This window comes from Asticcacaulis solisilvae (assembly GCF_017875235.1).
GTDB classification, from domain to species: Bacteria; Pseudomonadota; Alphaproteobacteria; order Caulobacterales; family Caulobacteraceae; genus Asticcacaulis; species Asticcacaulis solisilvae_A.
In genome coordinates this window covers 122,789-147,822 of sequence record NZ_JAGGMI010000003.1, presented here as the reverse complement: position 1 = coordinate 147,822, position 25,034 = coordinate 122,789, and the positions used below count along the sequence as shown (strand labels likewise).

At 62.7% G+C, this 25,034-nt stretch carries 25 protein-coding genes; 12 read left to right on the top strand and 13 right to left on the bottom strand.

What is annotated here, in order from left to right; all coding sequences use genetic code 11:
- Positions 1–72 precede the first annotated feature (72 nt).
- Positions 73–486, top strand: coding sequence for a response regulator (locus J2X24_RS06970; RefSeq protein ID WP_209718677.1), 414 nt, complete (start codon positions 73–75; stop codon positions 484–486).
- Here the strand turns inward: J2X24_RS06970 and J2X24_RS06965 are convergent.
- From J2X24_RS06965 to J2X24_RS06945, 5 genes are all read right to left on the bottom strand, one after another.
- Positions 483–1,112 (bottom strand): NrsF family protein, encoded by a 630-nt coding sequence (locus J2X24_RS06965; RefSeq protein WP_209718674.1) that lies wholly within the window; start codon positions 1,110–1,112, stop codon positions 483–485. The genes J2X24_RS06970 and J2X24_RS06965 overlap by 4 nt on opposite strands.
- Positions 1,105–1,677, bottom strand: a complete 573-nt coding sequence (locus tag J2X24_RS06960) for a sigma-70 family RNA polymerase sigma factor (RefSeq protein WP_209718671.1) — start codon at positions 1,675–1,677, stop codon at positions 1,105–1,107. Before J2X24_RS06960 ends, J2X24_RS06965 begins: the two co-directional genes overlap by 8 nt.
- The gene (locus J2X24_RS06955; protein WP_209718670.1) at positions 1,674–2,888 is read right to left on the bottom strand and encodes a protein-disulfide reductase DsbD family protein; all 1,215 of its coding nucleotides are present in this window, start codon (positions 2,886–2,888) and stop codon (positions 1,674–1,676) included. The genes J2X24_RS06960 and J2X24_RS06955 overlap by 4 nt, the downstream gene beginning before the upstream one ends.
- A gap of 6 nt (positions 2,889–2,894) precedes the next feature.
- Positions 2,895–3,443: a peroxiredoxin gene (locus J2X24_RS06950; protein ID WP_245344511.1), complete on the bottom strand. Its 549-nt coding sequence runs from the start codon at positions 3,441–3,443 to the stop codon at positions 2,895–2,897.
- Positions 3,444–3,544: 101 nt separating this feature from the next.
- A complete protein-coding gene (locus J2X24_RS06945) occupies positions 3,545–3,847 on the bottom strand; it encodes a VOC family protein (RefSeq protein ID WP_209718667.1) in 303 nt (100 codons plus the stop codon).
- A 148-nt stretch (positions 3,848–3,995) separates the two neighbouring features.
- Here J2X24_RS06945 and J2X24_RS06940 point away from each other — a divergent pair, with 148 nt between their 5' ends.
- Complete coding sequence (locus tag J2X24_RS06940) at positions 3,996–5,000, top strand: DUF4917 family protein (RefSeq protein WP_209718664.1); 1,005 nt, start codon at positions 3,996–3,998, stop codon at positions 4,998–5,000.
- Between the two features lie 40 nt (positions 5,001–5,040).
- On the opposite strand, the gene J2X24_RS06935 is transcribed toward J2X24_RS06940, so the two are convergent.
- Positions 5,041–5,892 (bottom strand): IclR family transcriptional regulator, encoded by an 852-nt coding sequence (locus J2X24_RS06935; RefSeq protein WP_209718662.1) that lies wholly within the window; start codon positions 5,890–5,892, stop codon positions 5,041–5,043.
- A gap of 142 nt (positions 5,893–6,034) precedes the next feature.
- The gene (gene yaaA / locus J2X24_RS06930; protein ID WP_209718659.1) at positions 6,035–6,817 is read right to left on the bottom strand and encodes a peroxide stress protein YaaA; all 783 of its coding nucleotides are present in this window, start codon (positions 6,815–6,817) and stop codon (positions 6,035–6,037) included.
- A gap of 161 nt (positions 6,818–6,978) precedes the next feature.
- Here yaaA and J2X24_RS06925 point away from each other — a divergent pair, with 161 nt between their 5' ends.
- Positions 6,979–7,764 carry a response regulator gene (locus J2X24_RS06925; protein WP_209718656.1) on the top strand — a complete coding sequence of 262 codons (786 nt, stop codon included), beginning with the start codon at positions 6,979–6,981 and terminating at the stop codon, positions 7,762–7,764.
- A gap of 88 nt (positions 7,765–7,852) precedes the next feature.
- Positions 7,853–8,665 (top strand): response regulator, encoded by an 813-nt coding sequence (locus J2X24_RS06920; protein ID WP_209718653.1) that lies wholly within the window; start codon positions 7,853–7,855, stop codon positions 8,663–8,665.
- Positions 8,666–8,769: 104 nt separating this feature from the next.
- Here J2X24_RS06920 and J2X24_RS06915 read toward each other — a convergent pair whose 3' ends face one another.
- Entirely contained in the window at positions 8,770–9,333 is a 564-nt protein-coding gene (locus tag J2X24_RS06915) for an OmpA family protein (protein ID WP_209718650.1), read from the bottom strand.
- Positions 9,334–9,530: 197 nt separating this feature from the next.
- On the opposite strand from J2X24_RS06915, the gene J2X24_RS06910 reads away from it, so the two are divergent.
- From J2X24_RS06910 to J2X24_RS06890, 5 genes are all read left to right on the top strand, one after another.
- Positions 9,531–10,103: an RNA polymerase sigma factor gene (locus tag J2X24_RS06910; protein WP_209718647.1), complete on the top strand. Its 573-nt coding sequence runs from the start codon at positions 9,531–9,533 to the stop codon at positions 10,101–10,103.
- Positions 10,081–11,073: a FecR family protein gene (locus tag J2X24_RS06905; protein ID WP_209718645.1), complete on the top strand. Its 993-nt coding sequence runs from the start codon at positions 10,081–10,083 to the stop codon at positions 11,071–11,073. The genes J2X24_RS06910 and J2X24_RS06905 overlap by 23 nt, the downstream gene beginning before the upstream one ends.
- Before the next feature lie 67 nt (positions 11,074–11,140).
- Complete coding sequence (locus J2X24_RS06900) at positions 11,141–14,125, top strand: TonB-dependent receptor (protein ID WP_209718642.1); 2,985 nt, start codon at positions 11,141–11,143, stop codon at positions 14,123–14,125.
- Between the two features lie 212 nt (positions 14,126–14,337).
- Positions 14,338–15,279: an alpha/beta hydrolase gene (locus J2X24_RS06895; protein ID WP_245344508.1), complete on the top strand. Its 942-nt coding sequence runs from the start codon at positions 14,338–14,340 to the stop codon at positions 15,277–15,279.
- A complete protein-coding gene (locus tag J2X24_RS06890) occupies positions 15,276–16,373 on the top strand; it encodes a pectinesterase family protein (protein ID WP_209718638.1) in 1,098 nt (365 codons plus the stop codon). The genes J2X24_RS06895 and J2X24_RS06890 overlap by 4 nt, the downstream gene beginning before the upstream one ends.
- Positions 16,374–16,443: 70 nt before the next feature.
- Here the strand turns inward: J2X24_RS06890 and J2X24_RS22830 are convergent, their stop codons facing one another.
- On the bottom strand, positions 16,444–18,651 hold the full coding sequence (locus tag J2X24_RS22830) for an ATP-binding protein (RefSeq protein ID WP_209718635.1): 2,208 nt from the start codon (positions 18,649–18,651) through the stop codon (positions 16,444–16,446).
- A gap of 199 nt (positions 18,652–18,850) precedes the next feature.
- Between J2X24_RS22830 and J2X24_RS06880 the strand changes: the two genes are divergently transcribed.
- The gene (locus tag J2X24_RS06880) at positions 18,851–20,032 is read left to right on the top strand and encodes a hypothetical protein (RefSeq protein ID WP_209718632.1); all 1,182 of its coding nucleotides are present in this window, start codon (positions 18,851–18,853) and stop codon (positions 20,030–20,032) included.
- On the opposite strand, the gene J2X24_RS06875 is transcribed toward J2X24_RS06880, so the two are convergent.
- On the bottom strand, positions 20,019–20,945 hold the full coding sequence (locus tag J2X24_RS06875) for an NAD(P)/FAD-dependent oxidoreductase (protein WP_209718629.1): 927 nt from the start codon (positions 20,943–20,945) through the stop codon (positions 20,019–20,021). The two genes, J2X24_RS06880 and J2X24_RS06875, sit on opposite strands and share 14 nt — an antisense overlap.
- Before the next feature lie 151 nt (positions 20,946–21,096).
- Between J2X24_RS06875 and J2X24_RS06870 the strand changes: the two genes are divergently transcribed.
- Positions 21,097–21,537, top strand: coding sequence for an Rrf2 family transcriptional regulator (locus J2X24_RS06870; protein ID WP_209718625.1), 441 nt, complete (start codon positions 21,097–21,099; stop codon positions 21,535–21,537).
- Here the strand turns inward: J2X24_RS06870 and J2X24_RS06865 are convergent.
- A complete protein-coding gene (locus J2X24_RS06865; RefSeq protein WP_209718622.1) occupies positions 21,534–22,388 on the bottom strand; it encodes a CPBP family intramembrane glutamic endopeptidase in 855 nt (284 codons plus the stop codon). The two genes, J2X24_RS06870 and J2X24_RS06865, sit on opposite strands and share 4 nt — an antisense overlap.
- Before the next feature lie 173 nt (positions 22,389–22,561).
- Here J2X24_RS06865 and J2X24_RS06860 point away from each other — a divergent pair, with 173 nt between their 5' ends.
- Positions 22,562–23,695 (top strand): helix-turn-helix domain-containing protein, encoded by a 1,134-nt coding sequence (locus tag J2X24_RS06860; protein ID WP_209718619.1) that lies wholly within the window; start codon positions 22,562–22,564, stop codon positions 23,693–23,695.
- On the opposite strand, the gene J2X24_RS06855 is transcribed toward J2X24_RS06860, so the two are convergent.
- Positions 23,692–24,423: an anti-sigma factor family protein gene (locus J2X24_RS06855; RefSeq protein WP_209718617.1), complete on the bottom strand. Its 732-nt coding sequence runs from the start codon at positions 24,421–24,423 to the stop codon at positions 23,692–23,694. The two genes, J2X24_RS06860 and J2X24_RS06855, sit on opposite strands and share 4 nt — an antisense overlap.
- Positions 24,420–24,878 carry an RNA polymerase sigma factor gene (locus tag J2X24_RS06850; protein WP_281064935.1) on the bottom strand — a complete coding sequence of 153 codons (459 nt, stop codon included), beginning with the start codon at positions 24,876–24,878 and terminating at the stop codon, positions 24,420–24,422. Before J2X24_RS06850 ends, J2X24_RS06855 begins: the two co-directional genes overlap by 4 nt.
- Positions 24,879–25,034: the final 156 nt, after the last annotated feature.

The following is a 25,034-nucleotide window of genomic DNA, read 5'->3' as shown; positions in this document are numbered from 1 at the left end:
ATAGCGCAGGTAACCTAATCTTAGGGGCTGTGGATATATTGTAGGTTCCCAGAAAAAACTGGAAACCATCCGATGGCCAAACGCGCGCTCGTCCTCGAAGATAGCCGTACCCAGGGAACCATTATTTCCAAGATGTTCCAGAAGGCGGGATACGACGCCATCTGGGTCGAAACCCCGGAAGCCGCCCATGAGGCCCTGCGCGCCGCCCGGTTCGACCTGCTGGTGCTCGATGTCTTCATGGAAGGCCACAATACGCTCGACGAACTGCCTGCTTATCGCGAGCTGTCGCGCGGCGCGCCGATTGCCATCATGACCGCCGGCCGGGTCAACGACCCTGAATCGGGCGCCGATGCACTCAACAAGGCCCGCCGCGGCCGTGTCACCTTCCTGCTGCCCAAGCCCTTCTATTTCGATGACGTCAAGCAGATCTGCGGGGACGTCGACGCCTATTGGCAGGGCCACGCCTCGGTCGCCGTCGCGTCCTAAACAGCTACCCATTTCCGGCCCAGTACGACCGTGACGGCAATGATGGTCGCCCCGGCCAGCAGGTGCATGACCAGGTCCGGCAGGTCGCCGGTCGGCGGATGGCAGAGCGCCAGAAGCGCCGCCGTCATGAAGGCCGTTCCAAGCCCCGCAATGCTCAGGCACCGCAGCGGATAGAGCGTCCGCGTCCGGTTTAGACCCACGATCGACAAGGCGATCATGGGCACGCTGACGGTCACCATGAACAGATAACAGCCCCAGCCGCTGCCAACATGGCCCCATGGATCGGCGGCCTGTGATACACCGACGAGACCGGACGCCAGCCAGACGGCGCCGATGGCGGCGAACCACGGCCATGTGACGGGTTTGCGGCCCGCGATCGTCAGGTTGAACGCCGACAGCATGGCGATCGCACCCAGCGCGAACGCCGCCGCCAGCCCGATAAGCGCCCAGGCGGCGGCCGGCATCGACCAGTCGGCGAACCGGCGGCTCAGCCACAGGCCCACGATCGCGCCGCATGGCAGGGCCAGGGCGATCCACACGGCAGCGCGGACGGCCGGGGCGGGCGGGCGTTTCACGGGCGCGGCCTCGCGGCTTAGGGTATCGATGAGCGCATCGTGATCATCCATGATCGTCGGCTCCGGTTTGGCGGAGGCGGACAAGCGCGCGATGCAGCAGCGACTTGACCGCCCCGATGGACAGTTGGCTGTGTTTGGCGGCGTCGTTCAGGCTCATTTCGCGTAAGTGAACCATCTCGACCATTTCCCTTTGCCGGTCCGGCAGGTGGCTCAGGCGCTCCCGGATATCCTGGGCGTGGCCCGCGTCATCCGCCGGCACTGCGTCGTCGGCATAGGTATTGAGCGCGTCGTCATCGTGGACCTCGCGCGACCGGTGGCGGCCGCGCTTACGCAAGGCGTCAATGGCGCGCGAACTGGCGATCGCGGACACCCACGGCAGGATGGGCCGTGAGGGATCGTAGGTCGCGCGCACGCGGTGGATGGTCAAAAGCGTGTCCTGAACCACATCCTCGACCAGGATCGCGTCATCGATCTTGCGGCGCACGACCTTGCGGATCAGCGGCACCATGGCCTTGAGCAGGCGGTTATAGGCCGCCTGGTCGCCGTCCTGGGCGCGCTGCATCCATGCCGGCCATTCGGCGCGCGATGCGTCGCTGTCCTTGCGCTGTTCCGTCAAGAGGCCTCGTTCAAAGCGGTAATGACGATGTCGGGGCTCAAGACCTCGGGCAGCAGTTTCGGCGCGCCGCCGTCGGCCGGATAGACCACATAGACCGGCATGCCGCCGCGCCCCAAAGCCGCCAGGGCATTTTCGATATCCGGATTGTAGTTGGTCGAATCGGCGATCATGTACAGGCTTCCGGTGCGTTCCAGGGCCGCCTTGACGGCCGGGGTCGACAGCGTGGTGCGCTCATTGACCTGACAGGTAATACACCAGGACGCGGTGAAGTTCACCAGGATTGGCCGGCCCTTGCCCTGATGTTCGGCGATGGCCTGCGGCGACCAGGCGATCGTCTCGCTGCCTTTCGGGGCCTTGGCCGCCACAGGCGCGGCGCCGGCCAGATGGACCACCGGCACGATGAGCAGGGCGCCCAAGGCGGCGGTGACGGCGAACAGGGCCACGGATTTTTGCCCCATCAGACGGCGGCGCTGAGCCATCCCGTAAAGCCAGCAGGCGAGGCTCAACACCACGGCGGAGATAAACAAGCCTGCCAGGGCATCTGTGCCCGCCTGTTGCGCCAGCACCCAGGCGAGCCACGCTGCGGCGCCGAACATCGGAAAGGCGAGGGCTTTTTTGAGCGTCTCCATCCACGCGCCGGGCTTGGGCATCATCCGCGCCAGCGCCGGAACAAAGGCGATGAGCGTGAACGGCGCGGCAAAGCCAATCGCCAAAGCCAGGAAGACGGCGAGCGCGACAAGCGGCGGCTGGACGAGGGCGTAACCCACGGCCCCGGCCATGAAGGGCGCGGTGCAGGGCGTGGCGACGACGATGGCCAGGGCGCCTGTCAAGGCCGAACCCATTGGCCCGCTTTTGACCTGGATGCCGCCCGCCACGCCCTGGACCGAGGCGCCGACTTCGAACAGACCGGCCAGGTTCAGCGCCGAACCCAGCATGACAAGCGCCAGCACGGCGATGACCACCGGCGACTGGAGCTGAAAGCCCCAGCCGATGGCGGCCCCGCCGGCGCGCGCCGCAATCAGCACGCCCGCGAGCAAAAGCATGGTCGCGACGACACCGGCGGCGAAGGCCGCGCCGTCTTTACGCGCCGCCGCCGGGCTGTCGCCGTGCCTGAGGAGGCTGAGCGCCTTCAGCGAGATAACTGGAAAGACGCACGGCATCAGGTTGAGGATCACGCCTCCGATGAGGGCGGCGGCAATCGCGGCGAGCATGGCGTCCTAGCCCTTCTTGGCCTTGTAGGTGCGCACGGCTTCCATGGTCTTGGTGATGTGCGCTTCGGGGTTGCGGTCGGTATAGCTCAAGAGGATCTTGCCCGACGGCGCGATGACGTAGGAGGTGCGGTCGGAGATCTGTTTGCCTTCCATGGTGGATTGATATTGCGCGGCGACCTTGGCGCCCGGATCGGCGGCGACGGCGAACTTGTCGCGGCACTCGGTCTTGGAGAACTCGGCGACGCGGTCGACATTGCCGGCGGTTACGCCGACGACGGTGGCGCCTAATTTGTTGAAGTCGTCATTGGCCTCGGCGAACTTGTGCGATTCCAGCGTGCAGCCGGCGGTAAAGGCGGCCGGGAAGAAGTAGAGGACGACCGGGCCCTTTTTCAGCGCGTTTTTCAGCGTGAAGGTCGTCGGCTTGCCGGCCAGGGCGGCCTGCAGCGTGAAGTCGGGGGCCTTGGCGCCTTCGGGCAGGCCGGCGAAGGCCGAACCCGCCGCCAGGACAAAGGTGGCTGCGATCAGGGTGGTGAAGGTACGCTTGACGCTCATCATTGTTTTGCTCCGTCAGCTTCAGGGATTCGAGCCGCTGGATTGCGGTCTTGCTCATGTTTACGCCCGATTGTCCGCGAAGGTTTCGGTCAGGCCGAACTTTTTTATGCGGACGGCGCAACCTGCTCCATAAGCGCCAGTGGCCGGCCTTCATTGTCGTTGAAAAAGGCCATCCATTCCTCGACGCCGTTGTCATGGCGGTGGATCATGTGCGGCGCATTGATGAATGTCACGCCGCGCGCCTCCAGCCGCTTTTGCGTGGCGTGGATATCGCTGCAGGTGATGTAGAGGAGGGACTGGCCCTCGTCCTCGGCCGGCGACAGCAGGAGCCGCGTGCCGCCACAGTCGAAAAAGGCATGTCGCCGAAAGCGTGGAGGTGCGGGAGCCCCAGCACGTGGGCGTACCATGTCCGGCATGCGCAAGGAGACTACCGCACATTCTGACTCGACACCCAAAATCACTGAACGTCGAAATTGCATGGGCTTCGTGAGAATCGTCTTACGGTAGTTATTCGTGGCGTGAAGCTTATATGCAATGTGTCGTAACGGAGATTCCGTGAGCATCCAATCTGGCCCGCAAGAAATTACATTTGAAAAGGCTATTGCTCAAACAGACAAATGCCAAAGACATCTACTGCTAGGCAACGGCTTTAGTATAAATGCACGAAAATCGTTCAACTACGACTCACTTTTCGAAAGCGGGAAGCCATTCAGTTCTGAGGTCGCACGAATTTTTCAAGAGCAAGGCGCGAATGATTTTGAATTGGCATTAGAGAATGCGCAGAGCCAGTTACACAAAGATGAAATAAATTCCGCATTTCTTCGCGCTTTGTCGAAGGTGCATCCGCACAGTTCGGTTAACGTGACAGATGACGAGGCGGATCATTGCACGCGCTTCCTTGAGCATTTTGTCGGAATTAGTCGCCGTCAGCTTAGAGGGCGGGTCTATACGACCAACTACGATTTATTACTCTATTGGGTGGTTGTGCGTAAGAAGCGAAGACTATGGTGTTATGACAACCACGAAGGTTCAGGTGGCGCTTGGCAGCCTGAAAAAATAGACCCTGGGCTTGTCTACTTGCATGGCGCATTGCACTTATTCGAGCGCGATAACCAGCAGATTAAGCTGCACTATCCCGGAGGGGGTAGGCTAATTGATCAGATGCGCGAGCGACTTAATCAAGGTGAATTTCCCGTCATCGTGGCTGAAGGGACGAGTGTCGCCAAATCCGAACGAATCCAAAGAAGTGCTTATCTCAAGAAGGCATCTAAACTACTTAAAAGTGGTCTCAGGGGAACGGAATGCGTTCTCTTCACATATGGACACAGCTTAAACGAGCGCGACTCTCATCTATTCAATATTCTGGGCGAAAGCAAAGTTAAAGCCAAGGCTATCTATATTGGCGCTTGGGGCGGTTTAGATGGTAGTCAGAGAAAAGCTATTGACGACTGGACATCTAGATGGAGCGCAGCGAGGCTGGCCAATGGCGAGGTGCTACCGCCAGAGGTGTGGGTTTATGACACCTCGAAGTTTTCACCGTGGCGTGAAAGAAATCAGTAATTAGCACTCAATACTGACGTTCTTCGGATTACACTGTGTGCTAACCCGCTATTAAGTTCCTTCCGTCCATCTCTACGGACTGGCTCTGATGGCCACTACGATCCGGCCACGCCTGCTGAACGCGCAAGGCCTGCGTGATCTGCCAGGCGGCCTGTGACAGTTCGGTGCGGCAAAGCGTGAAATCGTCGCTGCCGGGGCGGTGCAGGTACAACAGCGAAAGCGCGAACACCTGGTCTTTCCGCAGCGTCACGGGGCTCGATATTTCCGTCAGGCAATCCATATGGCGATGCGTGCGCTCGGCCTGGCCCAAGGCGGCGGCGCGGTCAGCGTCCTTCACGAATTGGGCAAGCGTTGCCTGGTCCTCGGTTTCAGCCAATGCCTGCCGCCACTTCTCCTTACCGGCATCGGACTGAAAGCCGAAATGCACCTGGCCGGAGGCGGTATTGATAAGCGGCTGACGCATGCCGACGCGGACATCCAGTCCGGACTTCCCCAGCCAGGGCTGGACGGCGACCACGATGACGACCTTGTCGTGGGCGGCGCTGAGGTAGCAGGTCCGCCGGGTGGCGCGCGCGAGGCGCTGCATTTCCGGCTCGGCAATGGTCAGCAGGGCATCCACCTCCGGGCGGTCGAGCGCCAGACAGAATGCCTTGGACGTCACCGTAAAGCCATGGTCCCGCGCCTGGACGTAGCCACGATCGCAAAGGACGAGGATCATACGGTAGATTTGGGATACCGACCGGTCCATTTGCTCCGCCAGTTGCGTCATGGACAGGGGCGTGGCGCTAGAGGCCAGGTGCTCAAGGATATCCAGTCCCTTCTGGAGGGCGGGTGCATTGTAGTTAGGCAGCGTACCAATCCCCGGCAGTTTTTTATTTCGCTTTGCGGGCAATTGTACGGTGGTTTGGGAAGGGCGCCTAACTGTCTGACAATTTGAAGAAAAGGCGTGTCCGCGTACGTGGAGTGTCCGAGGAACTGTTCGGAGTGAACGAAAGCGGACGTTTCTTAATTGGAGGGGGCGGGCGGAACCGCGCTTAGCTTTTCTTCGCTGACACTGGCTCGGGTTGCGGACGGGTGAAGACCCAGTCGCCGTCTTTCGACAGGTCGGGCCGGAAGCTGTAGCCTTCGCTGTCGAAGTCCTTCAGGCCGTCCGCCCGGTCGATGCGGTGGTCGATCATGTAGCGCGCCATCAGGCCGCGCGCCTTCTTGGCGAAGAAGGACACGATCTTCGCTTCGTTGCCCTTGATTTCGAGAAAGCGCGGGCTGACCACCTTGAGCCTGAGCGCCGGCGTCAGGGCCGCGCGCGAATATTCTGTGCTGGCCAGGTTGACCAGCGTGTCGGTGCCGGCGTCCTTCGCTTCCGTGACAAGGCTTTTGGCGATCGCGTCACCCCAGAACTGATAGAGCGAATTTGCCCGGCCGACCTTGAGGCTTGAGCCCATTTCCAGGCGGTAGGGGCGGATGGCGTCCAGCGGCCTCAGCACGCCGTAAAGCCCTGACAGAATGCGCAAATGATCCTGCGCCCACTTGATCCGGTCCGCATCCAGGGTGCGCGCCTGAAGGCCGGTATAGACATCGCCGTCGAACATGAACACGGCGGGCATGGCGGCCTGGTCCTCGAAGCCCTGGAAGCGGCCGTGGTTGAGCTCGCTCAACGCCTTCGAGATGTCCATCAGCTCGGCGATGGCCTTGGGCTTCAGCTTTTTCAGCGCCTTGATCAGCTTTTCGGTCTCAGCGGGGAAGCGCGGTTGCGTCGGCTGCGCGACGTCATGGGGCGTCAGGTCCAGCGATTTGGCGGGCGAGATGAGGGCAAACATGGCCGCATTCATAGAGGCGTTCGGCGGTGAAGCGCAAGCACGACACCGGTGACATCGTAACCGTTTCAACGCAAAGGTTTTTTAGCGAATGTGACAGTTCCGTTTACCTTGGCATAACGGCTTTATGCTAAAGTCTGCGCACTGTCATATAGGGGGACGAGATGTCGAAAGGCACAGTCTTAGTACTCGAAGACAGCCGCGTTCAGGCCCAACTGATTTCCCGCATGCTGACCAACCTGGGGTGGTCGGCGGTGTTGAGCTTTGACCACAAGACCGCCTTTGCCCAGCTCAAGGTCAACCGCGTCGACCTGATGCTGTTCGACGTCTATGTCGAAGGCGGCAATACGCTGATGCACCTGCCCGAGGTCCGCGAGATGGCGCGCAATGTGCCGATCGCCATCATGACCGCCGGCGGGGCAGGCGGCGCCGCGCTCAATGCAACGTTGAACGCCGCCCGCCAGGCCCAGGCCGACTTCGTCCTGCCCAAGCCGTTTTCGCCGGAACAGCTTGAGATCATCCTCGACGAGGCGATCAAGATGCGCCGTGCGCCGGTGCCGCCGAAACATATCCTGGTCGTCGACGACTGCCGCGTGGTGCGCAAGCTGACGACCATGGCCCTGGCCGAAAAGGGCTACCGTATTTCCGAGGCGCGCTCTATGGAAGAGGCGTTCGAACGGATCGACATCGCTCACGTCGACATCGTCATCACCGACATCTTCATGCCGGGGATGGGCGGGATCGAAGGGATCAGCATTATCAAGTCGACCTGGCCCGAAGTGTCGATCGTCGCCATGTCGGCCGGCGCGGAAGCGAAGGTCGAAAGCACGCAGGTCCTGTCAGCCGCGAAGCATATCGGCGCCCATGCGCTTTTGCCGAAACCGTTTACCGCGACCGACCTGACGTTTCTGGTTGAAGCGGTTTTGAGCGAAAAATCGCTGGCGGCGTAACGAATAACGCCGTTTCCGGCTTGTTAATCCCTCCTAATTTACACTCGCGTCAAAATCACTCGGACAACCTGCCTCGAGGAGAGCGGTTATGAGTAGGGGTAGCGTACTTGTACTGGACAGCCACGGCGGCCAGGCCCAGTACATTTCAAAGATGCTGGAGAAGGAAAAGTGGTCCGCCATCCTGGCGTTCGACCAGAAGATGGCGCTGTCGATGATGCGCGCCACCAAGTTCCATCTGCTGATGTTCGAGGCTTATGTCGGCCCGGACAGTACCTTCAAGATCATGGACCAGATCCGCGAACGCGCGCCGGCGACGCCGCTGGCCATCATGGCCGATACCGTCTATGGCCGCCAGGGCGTGCAGCAGACCTTCGACCAGGCCCGCGCGCTGGGCGCCGAATTCATCATGCCCAAGCCGTTTTCGCCCGAGCGGCTGAAGACGCTTCTGAACGACACGACCAAGTATCACCGCGACCGCAAGGCCAAGAAGCACCTGCTGGTGGTCGAGGACAACGCCAATCTGCGCACCCTGATCTCGACCGTGCTGGCTGAGATGGGCTATCAGATCTCGGTCGCCGAGACGATGGAGCAGGCGTTTGCCAAGACCAATCTCGACATGGTCGACGTGGTCATCGCCGACATCTTCATGCCGGGCATGGGCGGGATCGAAGGCATCATGAAGATCCGCAGCGAGTGGCCGCACATCAATATCATCGCCATGTCGGCCGGGATCGAGAACAAGGTCGATCCCAAGCAGGTGCTGGCGGCGTCCCGCCACGTCGGCGCGGTCGAGCAATTGCCGAAGCCCTTCGATATGCGCGACCTGATCCACCTGGTCGCCAAGGTGCTGGGCAAGGATGAGGCACCCGCCGAGGAAGTCCCGGCCGCGAAGGCGGGGTAGGGCTGAAGGCACCTTTTAGGGGCTTGGAAAGAAGGCCCCACCACCATCTGCTCCGCAGATGGCCCCCCTCCCCACAATGTGGGGAGGAGTAGGAAGGAAAAGTCTTACGACAGAACCACGATGACGACGCGGCGGTTGGCGGCGCGGCCGGACGCGTTGCTGTTGCTCGCCACGGGTTGTTCGGAGCCGTACGAGATCGACGCCATGCGATTGAGCGATACGCCCTGGCTGTTCAGGAAGCGGCGGACGCTGTCGGCCCGTTCCGCGCCCAGGCGATAGTTGACGGCGTCAGTGCCGGTCGAGTCCGTATAGCCCTGGATTTCCAGATAAACATTGCGGTTGTCGCTCTTCAGCCGCGTGGCGAGATCGGTCAGGGTCGCCTTGGCGGCGTCGGACAGGTTGGCCTTTTCGGTGTCGAACTTGATGCTGTCGTCGCTGAGCACGATCGAATAGTTGAACTTGCCTTCGGCCAGCTTGCCGGCGGCGGTGGCGCGGTTGAGCGCCTCCTGCGTCGTCTGGTCGAGCTGGGTCAGATGAGCGTCGTGCTGATCGACGCGGCCATTTACGACACCGACTTTTTCATCGACATATTTGTGGCTGGCGCAAGCCGAAACCGTGAGCATCAGGGGAAGCGCGAGCAGCAGAGCACCGGTTTTAAACGTTTTCATCGAGAGCCTTTTCAACAAGGAGTCGCCCATTACCTAGCCTTGTTGGTTCACTGTAATCGGCAAATAAGGTCCGAAAAATGGCGCTTTGAGCCGCGAAGTGGCCGGTTTCGGAGCACAAAAGTGGCAAATACATAAATTTGTGATGTTGTTTTACGGAAGCGTGATCCTCAGGCATCTAATAGATCAGGAGCATGTCTATGGAATCGGCGCCGGACCATATTATCCGCTGGGTGGGAGCAAACATCCTGCCGCACGAAGCGGATCTGCGCGCCTGGTTGCGGCGGGCGCGGTTGGGCCGCGAGGACGTCGAGGACATTATCCAGGAAGCCTATTGCAAGATCGCGGAGCTTTCCACCGTCGAGCACATCCTGTCACCGCGCGCCTATTTCTTCACGGTCGCCAAGAACATAGCCTTCATGCGCATCCGCCGGGCGCGGATCGTCCGCATAGACAGCGTCGACGAGATCGATCGCCTCGACGTCATGAGCGACGCGCCGTCGCCCGAACGCGAAACCGCGGCGCGCCATGAACTCAAGCGCGTTATGCGGCTGATCGCGGCCCTGCCGTCGCGCTGCAGACAGGTGTTCGAGATGCGGAAAGTGCAGGGCATGCCGCAGAAGGAAATCGCCAGGGTGCTGGGCCTGAGCGAAACCACGGTTGAAAATGAAGCCGCAAAGGGTCTGCGGCTGATCATGCGGTCCATGGCCTCGGAGGATCAGGGCCAGGGATCGCAAAAGGAGTTGAAGCGTGACGCCGCCCGAAACCAGTGAACAGATAGAGGTGGCCGCCAGCCTGTGGGCCGTCAAGGATCGCCCCTTGAGCCCCGAGGACGAGGCGGCGCTAGGCACTTGGCTGGCCGGCGACCCACGCCGGCGCGGCGCATTGCTGCGTGCGCAGGCGGCGTGGTCGTCGCTGTCGCGCGCCAAGGCGCTTGGGCCGTCCACGGCCTGGCCGGCGGTGCGCGATGCCGTGTCGCGGCGCAAGGTGCTGACCAGTGGCGGGATCGCCGCCGGGCTGATGGCCGCGTGTGGGGCAGGGCTGTTCGTCACCCTGCGCGGCGAGGAAACGGCCACGCGAACCGGTGAAATCCGCCGCCTGCCGATGAGCGACGGCTCGATCGCCGCCATCAATACCCAAAGCGCCATCCGCGTCGCCATGACGGAAAAGCAGCGCCATGTCGAACTGGTCAAGGGCGAGGTCTGGTTCAAGGTCGCCAAAAATCCTGAACGCCCCTTCGTCGTGGCGGCGGGCGATGCACGCGTCCAGGCGGTCGGCACGGCCTTTTCGGTCCGCCGCCGCGACAATGGCGCCGAAGTCCTGGTTACCGAAGGCACGGTCAAGGCCTGGTTTAATGGCGCCGACCGTCCGGCCGTGATCCTGAAGGCCGGCGATCGCACCTTTATCGGCGAGGCCGAGGCGGCGGTTTATCACGCGCCCGAAGTCGTCGATAACGCGCTGGCGTGGCGCGAAGGCAAGATCGCCCTGGCCGGCAAGACGCTGGCGGACGTGGCGTCGGATTATAACCGCTATAACCGGACACAGATCGTCATCAGGGACGCGGCGCTTGGCGGCGAGCGCCTGTTCGGCCGGTTTTCCACCGATGATCCCGAAGGCTTTTCCAATGCCGTGGCGCAGGCCTTCGATGCCGAAGTGACGCGCACCGATACGACAATCTACATCGGCGTCAAAAAAATTAACGATGGGTCTACGGAAGCCGAAACCTCAGGCATCGGACAATAAGAGAGGCGGATACGCCCTCGATAATAAGGTGCCCAAAAAGGTACCAGCACGAAACAGGAGGAACTTCATGAGGAACGCACGCGTGCTTTCCGGACACTGGCTTTTGGCGGGAACCACCCTGCTGATGGTCTCCGCCATGCCTGCGGTCGCGCAGGTCAAGACGTTCAATGTCCCCGCCCAGGCGGCGCAAAAGGGCATCCAACAATTCGCCGAGCAGGCCGACCTGCAACTGGTGGCGCCTGAAAAGCTCGTCGCGGGCCAGCGCACCTCGGCCGTGCAGGGCACCATGCCGGTGCGCGAAGGCCTGTCGCGCCTGCTGAACGGCACGAACATGACACCGGTGACGCAGTCGAACGGCGTTATCGTCCTGGCCGCGGCGCAAGGCGCGCAACCGGCGCAGATCATCCCGGCCAGCGCGGCCCTGCCGGCCGGCGAGGCCGCTTCGGAAGCGGTCGAGTCGGAAGAGGTCGTCGTCACCGGCATCCGCGGATCGCTCAACAAGGCGCGCGGCATCAAGCGCAAGGCCGCCAACAGCATCGAAAGCATCGTCGCCGAGGACATCGGCAAGATGCCGGACCTCAACCTGGCGGAATCCCTCCAGCGCGTGCCGGGCGTCGCCATGACGCGCGAAGGCGGGGAGGGGCGCAACATTACCCTGCGCGGCTTCGGGCCCGACTTTACCCGCACCACGCTGAACGGCATGGAGGTGCCGGCCAGCTCTGACGGCCTCGACACCGGCGGCGTGACGCTCAATGCCGGGCGCGCCTTTGACTTCCATCTGTTCGCGTCGGAACTGTTCAACCGCATCGACATCGAAAAGACGCAGAAGGCCTCGACCGAAGAGGGCGGCATCGCCGGCACGGTCGGTCTTTATTCGGCGCGTCCGTTCGATTTCCGTGACGACTTCACCCTGACGGCCTCGGCCCAGGCCAACTACAATTCCCTGACCGAAAAGGCCGATCCGCGCCTGGCCTTCCTGGTCAGCAAAAAGTTCATGGACGGCAAGCTGGGGACACTGTTCTCGGCCGCGGTGTCGAACCGCACTGTCCATCAGGAAGGCTATTCCAGCGTACGCTGGACCTCGCCCAGGGCCAATGGCGACTCGTGGGCCGACACCAATCCGACCGTTACCGGCACGCCGTCGACGGCGTGCGGCGCTGCCGATCCGCTTGACTGCCTGTGGGCGCCGCGCCTGCCGCGCGCCGACTTCTTCGGTAACGACCAGAAGCGCGTCGGCCTGACGGGAGCGTTACAGTACAAGCCCTCGGACAGCGCGGTCATCACGCTCGACCTGCTGCATTCGGAGCTGACCAATGACCGCTTCAGCTACAACTCGATGGAGTGGCTGCTGACCCACGGTCCGGCCGGCAACTTTACCGGCCAGACGCCGGTGTCGTTCACCATCGGCGCCGACGGCAAGACGCTGGTGGCCGCCAGCTTCAACGACGTGACCTCCTGGTACGAAAGCCGCCATCAGGAATCGAAGTCGTCCTTCGATCAGGTCGTGCTGTCCGGCAAGTTCCAGGTCACCGACAGGCTGGCCCTGGATGCCATGATCGGCCAGGCGACGGATGACGCCGACCGCACCGAACTGCGCTTCTATTACCGCTCGGTGCCGCACGCCTATTCTTACGACTACCGCGACAACGAATATATTCCGGAAGTCAGCTTCGGCGGTTACGATCCAAACCTGGCGTCCAACTATATCAACGCCCAGACGGCGTCGAACCGCATCAACAATGTCAAAAAGCAGAACCTGACGTCGAAGTTCGACGCGACCTATCAGGCCGACAGCTTCAATATCAAGGCGGGCCTGAACTACAACGACCGCACGGTTGCCTATTCCGAAGGTCTGGGCGCCGCGCCGACCTTCAACCCGTCGGCCTATACCATGGCCTTCCCGATCGATAACTTCGGCAAGGGGCTGGACGGCGAGTTGCAAAAGTTCCGCGTCGCCGACTTCGACGCTATCGCGGCGGCGGGGATCGTCGCGCCGGGCTATACCGACAACGTCGGCGCCGGCTGGAAGGTCGGCGAAGAAACGATCGGCGCCTATGCCGAAATGAACGGCGAATACGACGTGGCCGGCATGCGCCTGCGGACCAATACCGGTCTTCGTTTTGTCCGCACCAATGTGACCTCGTCGGCGGTGGTCAAGGGTACGCCTGTCGAAACCAAGGTGTCGTACGACAACTACCTGCCGTCGATCAACCTGGCGCTGGATGTCCGTTCCGACCTGGTGGTGCGCGCCGCCTACGGACGCAGCATGACGCGTCCGGGATTGTCGACGCTCAATATCGCCGGGCCGGTCTTCGGCTATACGACGCGCACGGTCGGCAATGTCGGCAATCCGTCGTTGAAGCCCTACGAGTCGAACGATACCGACCTGAGCGTTGAATGGTACTTTGGCCGCGAAGGCCTGCTGTCGCTGGCGGTGTTCAACAAGGACATCGTGAGGTCGCTCAAGACCGACGTCGTGACCCAGATGATCGATCCGTCGCTGTGGCCGGCCATCTATGCCGATCCATTGTATGACACATCCTACAACGCCGATCCGGCGACTGTGCCCTATACCTTTACCATCCCTGTCAACAGCGATGACGGCAACAGCGTCAAGGGCTTCGAGCTGACCTATAACCAGCCGCTGACCTTCCTGCCGGGCCTGTGGTCGAACCTGGGCGTGGCGTCGAACTATACGCATGTCGAAGCCAAGGATTCGACCGGCCTGTCGCCGAATTCGTACAACTTCACGCTCTATTATGACACCGAGCAACTGGGGGCGCGGGTATCGGTCAACAAGCGTGACGACTACCTGATCAGCGAGCCGGGCGGCAATGGCCACGTCCAGGAACGCAAGTACGGTCCGACCCATGTCGACTTTGCGTCTTTCTACAAGATCAATGACAACCTGACCCTGACGCTGGAAGGGATCAACATCACGGATGAAGTCGAGCGCATCTACGGTACCGGCGATACGGGCGTGATGGACCTGACGCGCGAATACACTCATACCGGCAGCCAGTGGGTTGTTGGGGTAAGGTACAAGTACTAGGCTCGTGCTTTCTTCTCCTCTCCCCGTTTCACGGGGAGAAGAGCCTTTAAATCTTACCTCTCCCTGCTTGCGGGGAGAGGACGAGAGCCGAGCAAGGCGAAGGCGATCGGGTGAGGGGCCTTTAGACGCCAAGAGAGCGCCGCAATGTCCGTTTGCCCCTCACCCTAACCCTCTCCCCGCAAGCGGGGAGAGGGGATTTAAGTTGGAGCGGGATGATGAAGACATTTGCGGCGATTGCTGCTCTCATGCTGGTTTCATGCGCGGCCACCGCAGCCGACCTGCGCCCGATCGACGATGGCTACACCATCTCCCAGCGCTTCGACGGCTATAAGGACAAATACCCTGGCATTGCCTGGCCTGCCGTCGAGCCGCAAACCGGCCAGAAAATCCTCTTCGACCAGCGCTACAAACGTGACGGTGAACGCGAACTGCATGCCGATGTCTTCCTGCCGGCAAAACCCAACGGGCAGGGGATCGTTCTCATCCACGGCGGTGGGTGGCGCTCGGGCGACAAGTCGCACTTCTACGCCCTGGCCAACCGTCTCTCCCAGCGCGGCTACACCGTGATCCTGCCGGAGTTCCGCCTGTCGGCCGAAGCCCGCTATCCCACCAGCCTGATCGACGTCAATGACGCCATCCTGTGGGCGAAATCCAACGCCAAAGACTTTGGCTTCGCCAAGCTCGCTCTGGGCGGCGCCTCATCGGGCGGCCAGATGGCGGCGCTTCTGGCCTATACGGCCGATCAGGACCTCTTCAAACAGCCCGGCAGCGACACCAGCGTCAATGCCGTGATCGACCTTGACGGCGTGCTCGACTTCACCGACCCGGAAGCCTTGAAGTTCGAAAACGCCAGGGGCGATACCTCGGCGGCCGGACTGTGGCTCGGCGGTTCATGGGAAAAGGCCGGCGATACCTGGGCCGAAGCCAGCGCCGCGACCCACGTCGGCGCCAAGTCTCCGCCGACGCTTATCATCTCCAGCGGCCTTATGCGTTTTACCGTCGGCCGGCAGAAGGTCGAGGCCGCGCTCGACCGTTTTGGCATCGCTCATGACTATCTCGAATTCGCCAATGCGCCGCACGATGTCTGGCTGTTCGATCCGTGGCAGACGCAGATCGTCGACAAGATGGACAGCTTTCTGAAGGCCGTAAAATGAAGCTCTATCTCCTTGCTTTGCTTGCCCTGACGGGTTGCGCGTCGCTGCCGGACGCAAGTCACACCTACACCGTCAAGAGCGACTGCGATGGGCGCGCCAACTGCTTTGCAACCATTCAGTCGGCCGTCGACGCCGCCGGGCGTGACGCTTCGGGCCAATGGCTCACCATCGATGTCGCTGCCGGCGCCTATTATGAAAAGGTCACGATCAGCCGCCCGAAACTGACCCTGCGCGGCAAGGGCGCAGGCAAGACCCGGCTGCATTTCGACGCCGTGGCCCAGACCGCCGGCAAGTACCATCGCAACAACTGGGGCACGCCGGGTTCCGCCACCCTGACCATCGATGCCGAAGACGTCACGGTCGAGGGCCTGACCGTCGAGAACACCTTCGATTACCTCGCCAATGACGGTTTACCCGACGGAGACCCGAAGAAGATCGGCAACAGTCAGGGCGTGACGCTGCTGCTCGACATCCACAGCGACCGCGTCAAGGTGCTGAAATCGGAGCTCACCGGCAATCAGGACACCCTGTTTGCCAATGGCAAGCGCGTCTTCATTAAAGATAGCGCCATCTCGGGCAGTATCGACTTCATCTTCGGCAATGGCCAGGTGCTGATCGAGGACAGCGAGATCATCACCCGCAATCGCGCGGCAACCTTGGCGCCCGGCGAGTTCCATTCCTTTATCACCGCGCCGTCGACCCAGCTTTCACAGCCCATCGGCATCGTCATCTATCGTTCAAAGCTGACGCGTGAGGCGGGCGTGCCCGATGCCTCGGTGGCGCTGGGACGGCCGTGGCACCCGACGACGACCTTTGCCGATGGCCGTTATGCCGATCCGAATGCGGTAGGGCAGGCCAGCTTCATCGACTGCTTCATGGACAGGCACATCCACCCGGATCACTGGACGACGATGAACGGCACGGCGCGCGATGGCACCAAGACGGCCGTCTTCAGGCCGCAGGACTCACGGTTTTATGAGACAGGTTCGCACGGGCCGGGCGCGGCGCACCGCGATATCGGCATCACCTGGAAGGACGGCGCGGGCATCCACGCCGTACGCAGGACCTTCTTCGCCGGTTGGCCACAGGATTAGGAAAAGCGCCTCCGCTCCCCGTGGAAGTTGCTTGCAACTGGACTGCCTGGGTCGCCCCGGCAGTCCTTTTTTATGCAGCCGCCTTGTCCGAATACTGTTCGATCAGGCGCAGGACGGCGGGCGACTGATAGGCGGCGCACAGGCCATCGAGTCGCTCGGCAAAGCCAGCGCTGTCCGGATGCGTTTGCGTCACCGCCGGCAGTTCCTTGCGGATGGCGCGCAGATTGCCCGTCCGCGCCAGGCCCAGCAAGCGTTCCAGCACCTCGGCTGGCGGGGCGATGACGGCCTGTTCCTCGGGGGCTTCGGTACGTTCGGCTTTCAGCAATTCCGCGACCATGGCGCTGAGAGCGGCCAGTTCGACGGGCTTGGGCAGCATGCGGTCGGCGCCGGCCTCGCACGCCAGGACGTCCTTTTCCGGTGACGGGTTGGCTGACAGGGCGATGACCGGCACGACCGACAGGCCCTTGTCGGCGCGGATGTGGCGGATGGCTTCGAGCCCGTCCATGACCGGCATGCGCAGATCCATCAGCACCAGATCCGGCCGGACAGCCCGCATCAGGGTAATGGCCTCGGCACCGTTGCAGGCCTCGCGGACGCGGAAGCCCTGGGCTTCGAGCGCGGAACGCAGCAGCGTGCGGTTGCTGTCGGTATCGTCGGCGATCAGGATGTCGTAGCGGTGGCTGTTCTCGACGGCGGGCGCGTCACCATCGTTCGCCGCGGACAGGGGCAGGGGCAGCTCGACGCTGAAGCGGCTGCCCTGGCCCAGCGTGCTTTCGACGCCGATCGTACCACCCATCATCTCGACGATCTGGTGCGTGATGCTCAGACCCAGGCCGGTGCCGCCGCTGCGCGACACGGCATTGCCCGTCTGTTCGAACGGCCGGAAGATGCGGCCGATATCCTCGGGCGGAATGCCCAGGCCTGTGTCGACCACGTCGAAGCGCAGGCGGGCCTCGGCCTCGGCGAGCGCAACGACGGAGATCTCGAGGCGGACCTCGCCCGCATTCGTGAACTTGATGGCGTTGCCCAGAAGGTTGATCAGCACCTGGCGCAGGCGCTTCTGGTCGGCCATGACGGTGTGCGGCACGCCGTCGGCGATATCGACCGATATCTTCAGTCCCTTTTCCTCGGCACGCAACCGGACCATCTGGCCGACATTTGTGACGCATGCCTGGATATCGAAGGCGGCGGGCAGCAGTTCCAGCTTGCCGGCCTCCACCTTGGCGATATCGAGGATATCGGTGATCATGGTCAGCAGGTGTTCGCCGGAATGGTGGATGGTGCGAACGGCCGACATTTCGGTGTCATCGAGGTTTCGCGTCTTCAGCAGTTGCGCATAGCCGATGATCGCGTTCAGCGGCGTGCGCAGTTCGTGGCTCATGTTGGCCAGGAATTGCGACTTGGCGGCCGAGGCGCTTTCGGCGGCGGCGTGGGCCTTGGCCAGGACAGCCTTCTGTTCGGCCAGGCGGCGCTGGCGGGTCTCATAGGCGCTGCGCATGCCGAGGAAGCGGTAGACCAGGAAGCCGCCGGTGAGTACCAGCCAGGCGCCCAGGATGACCAGGTACCATTGGGCGGTCGTCAGCGAGGTGCCTTCGAATTCCAGGCCGGTGACGGTGGCGGTGAACTGGCCGTGGGGCGTCGCGGAGCCGGAACTGAAGCCGACAGACATGACCTTGTCGAGCGGCGGCTTGACCTTGTCGGGCGTCAGGTTATGCGCCGCCAGCCACCAGGCTTCGACGGTGAACTGTTCCATGGTCAGGTCGATGTCATTGTCGCCCTGCTTGACAGTGAATTCGGCCACCAGCGGGATGGTGTCGCCCGGCTTGGCGTCAGGAACCAGCTCCTTCGGCACTGCCGTCTGGACGGCGATGCGCAGATGATCGCCGACGCCCTGGTAGTTCAGGCGCAGCTTGATATTCTGGAACTTGGAAAAATCGACGCCCGTATTGGTATTGGTGACGTCGAGATGCAGACCGTAGCCGCAATAGGCGTACTGCACACCGGCTTTAAGGTCGCACGACCATTTGAGCGGCGTCGCCTGATCGAAGGTCGCCGTCGACTTTCCGCCTTCCTGGTAGTCGCCGTACACGAACGCATAGTACTGCGCCGCCCGGGCGTGCAGGTCGAGTTGCCGGCTGGTGATCGCTTCCTGGCCCAGCACGGCGGCGAAGGTCAGGGCGATCAGCATGAAGACGGTGGCTTCGAGCTTCAGGTTGCTGAAGCGGAGCCACTGGGCGGATGAGGAGCGGGACGTCGGCTTGGGTGTGGTCGGGGACACTTTTTTACTCGGCTGCGGCAAAATTCTTTGCCTTCCGGCGTGCGGAAGAAGCATGGATCATAACGGGCAATGCTTAGGAAGGCGTTGATGTCGCTCGAAATATTCCTTAAGCGCCGATAGAGACTGCATATGGATTGACAACGCTTTGTCATGTCTTCATGCCAGAATGACCGGCGGGGGCGTCGAACGGGATGACGTCATGATTCTGAATGCCGCGGGCCTCATTGCGGCCCTTGCTGCCGCGCCGGGTGGAGATGCCGGGGTTCTCAATGACCGGATGGGCGTGGTGGGGACCGATGTCCTCAGCGCGGTTACGGTCGACTATTGCCGCGAAACCGCACCGGCCAAGACGGCAGCCGTCGAGGCCGCCTACCGCAAATGGCGGACCGAAGCGCAGGTCGACGCGGTCCGGGCGGACCTGGGGTCCGAAGGCGTGGCCAGGATCGAGGCGGCCATAGCTCCAAAGCGCGAATCCATGTGGCAGACCATGGCCGGATTGGGGGCGCCGGATACGGTCTGTGCGCAGGCGCCGGCGACCTGGACGCAAACCAGCTTCAATGTCCGCGCCAACTATCCCAGGGCCTATCCGGCCGGTCAGGTGGCCCAGGCCTCTGCGCCTGCAGCCAAGGCCCCTGTCCCTACGGTAAAAACACCTGCCGTGAAACCCGGAAATGGGCTTAAGGAAGCGCAGATCGAGGCCGTCGTTTCGTCGTGGTACCAGGGCTATTACGGAACGCAATTCACGCTGTTCGAAAAAAGCTACCTCGTGCTGAAGGATGGAAGCGTACGCAAGGGGCTGCCCGAGGTTGGGCCGGGCGATTTCGACCTCGCTGCCGACCGCGCCGCCGAGCCGAATCTGTGGGGGCAGTGGCAAAAGACCGGCACGCGCTACGCTTTCCGCTTCCCGGGCGACAGCAAGTTTACGACGCCGGAAAACGACCAGGTCGAGGCGCGTTCGCCGGCCGGGCTCAGGCTCGACAACAGCTATCATGCCTCCTCGGGCTACCAGATCATCGGCGGCGCCGGATCTTTCAGCTTCCGCTCGCTGGCCCTGCGCGGCGACGGCCGCTTTACCCGCTCCAGCCACGGCTTTGTCGGTGGCTCAACGGGCTTTGGCGACGCGGCGGTGGTCGCCGGTAACACCTGGGACGACAAGGGATCGGCGACGACCATTACGGGTCCTGGCGCCGCCATGCGCGGCGGCGGCTCCCGCAAGACCGGCGTAACCGACGCCGACCTGCAGGGCACCTACCGCATCGAAGGCTACGAACTGGTGCTCACCTTCGACAGTGGCCGGCGCGAAAGCCACTTCTTCCACGTCTCCGCCAACAAGCAGATGATCGGCCTGGGCGACGAGACGATGTTGATCAAGAAGGACTGAAGATCAGCGAGCGATGGGCAGCGACCCCAGCCATGACGCCGGCGGCCGAGGCCATGGTGGCGTTTGACATGGCGGCGGCGGCGTCGCCGGCGGCAAAGACGCCTTCGACCGTCGTCTGCTTCATGTCGTCGGTGCGGATCAACGGCCCCACGGGACCGTCGTCGAGGCCGCAGCCGAGCGCCTCGGCCAGATCGCTTGCCATGTGGGTCTTGGGCGCGGTGAAAATGGCGTCGATGGCGATGACCTCGCCGTCCGCCAGTCGGACGGCTTCGACGGTGGTGCCCGCGCCCAGCAACTCGACCACCGGGGTGTCAATCACTGCCACGCCGCGCGCCTGCATCAGGGCCCGTTCGGCTGCGTCGGGCGCAAAGCGCCCTTGCGTGAAATAGGTGACCGGCCCCCAGTCGGCGATCAGGATCGCCTGATGCGCCGACATGGCGTGGTTGGCGATGACGGCCAGTTGGCGGTCAGCGACTTCAAAGCCGTGGCAGTACGGACAGTGAAAGACCGATGCGCCCCACCGCGCCTGGATACCGGCTATGTCCGGCAGTTCGTCGCGCACGCCGGTGGCCAGGATCAGGCGTTGCGCCGTCACGCTGCGGCCATCGCTTAAGTCGAGATCGAAACCGTCGCGGGCCGGGCGCGCATTGACCGCTTCGCCGTGAAAATAGCGCGCGGTCGGATAGGCCAGGACCTGGTCGCGCGCCGTGCCTATGATGGCGCCGGGCGGTCGGCCGTCCTGGCCTAGAAAGCCGTGAGAGTGCGCGGCGAAACGGTTGCGTGGCTTGCCGGCATCGATCAGCAGGACACGGCGGCGGGCGCGGGCCAACTGCATGGCGGCAGAGACCCCGGCGAAACTGCCGCCGACGATGGCGACGTCGAATGTCGGTTCATGAGAGCGGGCGCCGATCATGAGCGCACCGAATGGGAGAGGAAGAGACGCATGGTAATGTCCTTTCGTATCTTTCATTGTTACATGATAGCACGTTTACGCGCTCACGCAACATTAATTGTTACGAAAGCCGGATTGTGCTAGAAACCCTTTCGATTCTGAGGAGTTTATGATGGCCAGCGACAACCGCCTGTCCCGCATGCTGCATGTGCTGATTCACATGGCCGAGCGCGACACGCCGATGACTTCAGACGATATTGCCCGGGTGCTGGCGACCAATGCCGTCGTGGTCCGCCGCACCATGGCGGGCCTGCGCGACAAGGGCTACGTCACCTCGGAAAAAGGGCACGGCGGCGGCTGGCGGCTGGTGACGGCGCTTGAACACATGACCCTTTACGACGTTTACGCCGCCATCGGCAGTCCGGCGGTCTTCGCCCTTGGTATGGCCGACGACCATCCGCGCTGCTTAGTCGAGCAGGCGGTCAATGACAGGCTGGAAGACGCCCTGACCGAAGCCAGGGCGTTGTTGTTCGCGAAGTTCAGCGCGGTCAGTCTGGCCGATATCGCCGCGGACTTCCAGCGGCGGTACGCGGCCGTCAAGCCCTGTAACTAATCTTGGTCGGCGGCCATTACTCGGCCGCGCATGGCGCCGAACATCAGCCCCAGGCCGACCAGGGCCCAGATGGCGATGACGGGAAGCTGTTCGAAGACCCACGGCTTGTCGGCCGCCGGGATGTCGTAGAACAGCCAGCCCATGGCGCCGGCATTCATCCCCTGGTGCAGGATCATGGCGATGATGACGCTGCCGCGCGCCTTGGACATCATCCACGCTGCCGCGACCGATTGGCCGGTCAGGAACAGCCAGTAGCAACCCAGACTGACCGCGTTCAAGCCGCCGCCCGACAGACTTGAGCCCTCGGCGGCGAACCACAAAGGCGTATGCCAGAAGGTCCACAGCGTGCCGGTGATCATGCCGGTAACGAAGATGCCATAGCGATTGAACAGGACGGGCTGGGCAAAGCCGCGCCAGCCAGTCTCTTCCAGCAGTGGCCCTAGGAAAATAGCGACGCCATAGAAGGCCGCGATGATCCACCAGTGATCCCAGCGCACCGGACCCGGATTGTGGCCGAGGGTGGCATAGATGGCGACGCCGCCGCCGATAGCGAGAAGCGGAAACAGGAAGGCGAGGAGGTACCAGAAGCCATTGACGCGCCAGCGTGTGGCTCGCCCAAGAAGCGCGCCGACCTCACGCGGGCCGCCGCTGACCAGTGACAGGATGATGGCGGCCGCCGTCGGCCCGAACCCGCCCAGCAGCATCAGGGCCAGCGATTGCGGCGCCATGCCGAACAGGTTGGGCTTGATGTCATTGAGTATCGGCCGCCAGCACAGATAGGACCAGCCATAGGCCAGCGCGGCGAACAGCAGGGTCAGGACAAGGGGGTGTCTGGTCTTCCAGTTTTGCATGTTGTGTCTCCCATTTGAGGTGCGGCAAGCGTGGCAGCCATGACCACGCCTGTCGTCCCGTAGAGCTGGCTGGGACGTGTCCCGATGTCCCGGCGTGTGGGATGGGACAGCCGGACGCTTGTTGGCGCACGCGACTGCGGCTAATCGTGGGAAAAAAGATCGGGGAGCGAAAGATGACGAACAGCCTGTTGCTGGTCGTGACGGCGGGCATGGTGGCGCAGGCACTGTTCTGCACGGCAATCCTGGCGGTGCGATCGCGCGAGACACCGGCCAGCGGGCTTCTGGCGGCGGTGTTTGTTGCGTTGTGCCTCGCCGGGGGCGGGCCGCTGGTCGCGCTGTTCGCGCCGCACCTACAACCGGCCTTTTTCGAACTGTCGGTCCCGGCTTATCTCATCATGGGGCCGGCCCTTTGCATCTGGATCGAGGGCATGACGGCCGAAGCACCCTGGCGGATCGAGCGCCGCCATCTGGGCCACCTGCTGCCGGCGGGTTTGAGCCTTGTCCTGGTGCTGTTCGATATTAACGTGCCGGACTTCGCGGTTACGACGCCGGCGGCGGCGCTGGGGAAGCAGGCCTATGTCGTGGCGGTCGCGGGGCTATGGGGCGTTACGCTCGTCGCCTGGATCGCCCAGGCCGTCTTTCTGGTGCGCGACCTGATGCGCCGGCTGCCGGCCTATCGTGTCCGCCTGAGCATGCTGGTTTCTAATACCGACCACGCCGATTTGCGCGGCCTGGAAGGCGTGGGCGCGGTAATCGCGGTCTTGTGGGTCGGCGTACTGGTCTTCGTCATCCTGCGCAATGTATTGGACATCGATATCCTGCCCGAATGGCTGGGTGCGGTCCTGCTGTTGGTGCTGGTTTGGTCGCTTGGGCTCTGGGGGCTGAACCAGAGGCCGGGATTGCAGCGGGTCGAGACCGGTTTCGAAGCGCCGGAAGGGCCGGCGACCAAGTACCAGAAGTCCGGGCTTGGAAGCGAGCAGACGGCACGCATCGCCGCGAAGCTTGAGGCGGCCATGGCGCAAGACCGCCTCTATCTTGATCCGAACCTGTCCCTGCCCAAGCTGTCGCGCCATATCCGCGTGCCCGCCAACCATATTTCACAGGCGCTCAATACATCTATCGGACTGTCCTTCTTCGACTATGTCAATCGCTGGCGGGTGCAATCGGCCACCGCTGATGTCATAAACGGCAGCAAGGGAGTACTCGATATCGCCTTTGACCACGGCTTCAATGCGCGCTCGTCATTTTACCGCGCCTTCCGCAAGGAGACCGGCCTGACGCCGACTGAATATCGGTTGAAAGGCTAACGGCTATCAGGCAGCCACCCGCCATCGCGGGCCATTTTCTCGGCGTCGGCATCGAAGACGTCGCCAGAGATACGCGCTTCGACGGCTTGGGTGATCAGGGGCGACGAGGCCTGCGTGAATTCGGTTTTAGCCTCGGCGCGAGCAGCGACTTCGACGCGCCAGTCGCTGCCACTACGGCAAGCCAGGCCTTCGTTTGAAGCGGTCGCAAACGTGCGGCAGACCGCGCCCGTGCCATCGCGGAAGGTCATGCCTATACGTGGCCGGCCTTCGGTCGTGTCGGCGGCCAGTTGCTTTTCCAACGCCTGTTTGAGGGCGCCGCGCGCGATCAGGCCGCCTGATCCGTCTGTAAAATCACCGCGCGGGGCGGTGACGGCGAAGGTCAGCAGGATGCCCGCCACCAGGCACGCCGCCATGGCAGTGATCTGGGTGATCAGTGGGCGAGTAAGGCGCTGGTGGCGTACCCCTCCGTCAGCGCCGCGCGCGGCGCTGCCACCTCCCCACGATGCACGGGGGAGGGAGGGTGTGGATGCACTTCGAGTCAGGGCCTCCGGTACCGGTTCGTCAATGATGGGGCCAAACGCAGCGGCCAGTTTTGCGCGCAGGCTCCGGTGCGCGGCGATATCGGCGGCCACGGCCGGATCGGCTTTGGCGGCGGCTTCGACCTCGGCACGACCAGCCTCGTCCAGTTCGCCATCGACATAGGCGACGACCTTTTCAGCCGTAATCATGCGCGGCCTCCCAGTCTGGCCATCAGCGTCTCGCGACCGCGCGTCAGCCGGCTCGACAGGGTGCCCACGGGTACGTCCAGCACCTCGGACGCTTCTGTATAGGACAGGCCTTCGACGCAGATCAGGGCGATAGCCAGCCTCTGGTCTTCGGGAAGTTCAAGCATGACGGCCTCCACTTCTGCCAGTTGGCGGCGCTGATCCATGGCGCCGGCCGCATCATCGCCCACATGGTCGCCGTCCTCGGCCGGGGCGAAGATCCGGTCGCGGCGCTGGCGGGAGCGGACCTCGTCGATCCAGGCGTTCTTCACCACCTTGAACAGCCAGCTGTCGAGGCGCGTGCCCGGCTGGTACTGCGAAAGATTGCGCAAACCGCGCTCGATGGCGATCTGCACCACATCGTCGGCGTCGCTGACATTGCCCGTCAGGGCGCGCGCGAACCGGCGCAGGCGCGGCAGCAGCGCGACGATCTCTGAACGGGTGTCGTTGATGCCTATGATCTGGCTCCCTGTGGGGTCAACGCAGCCTAGGGTGATTTTTCTCCCTACGCCCGAAAATTTTTTGCAGCAATAGGCGGGCGTCAGGCGTTAGACTGGCAAAGACCGGAGATGCCC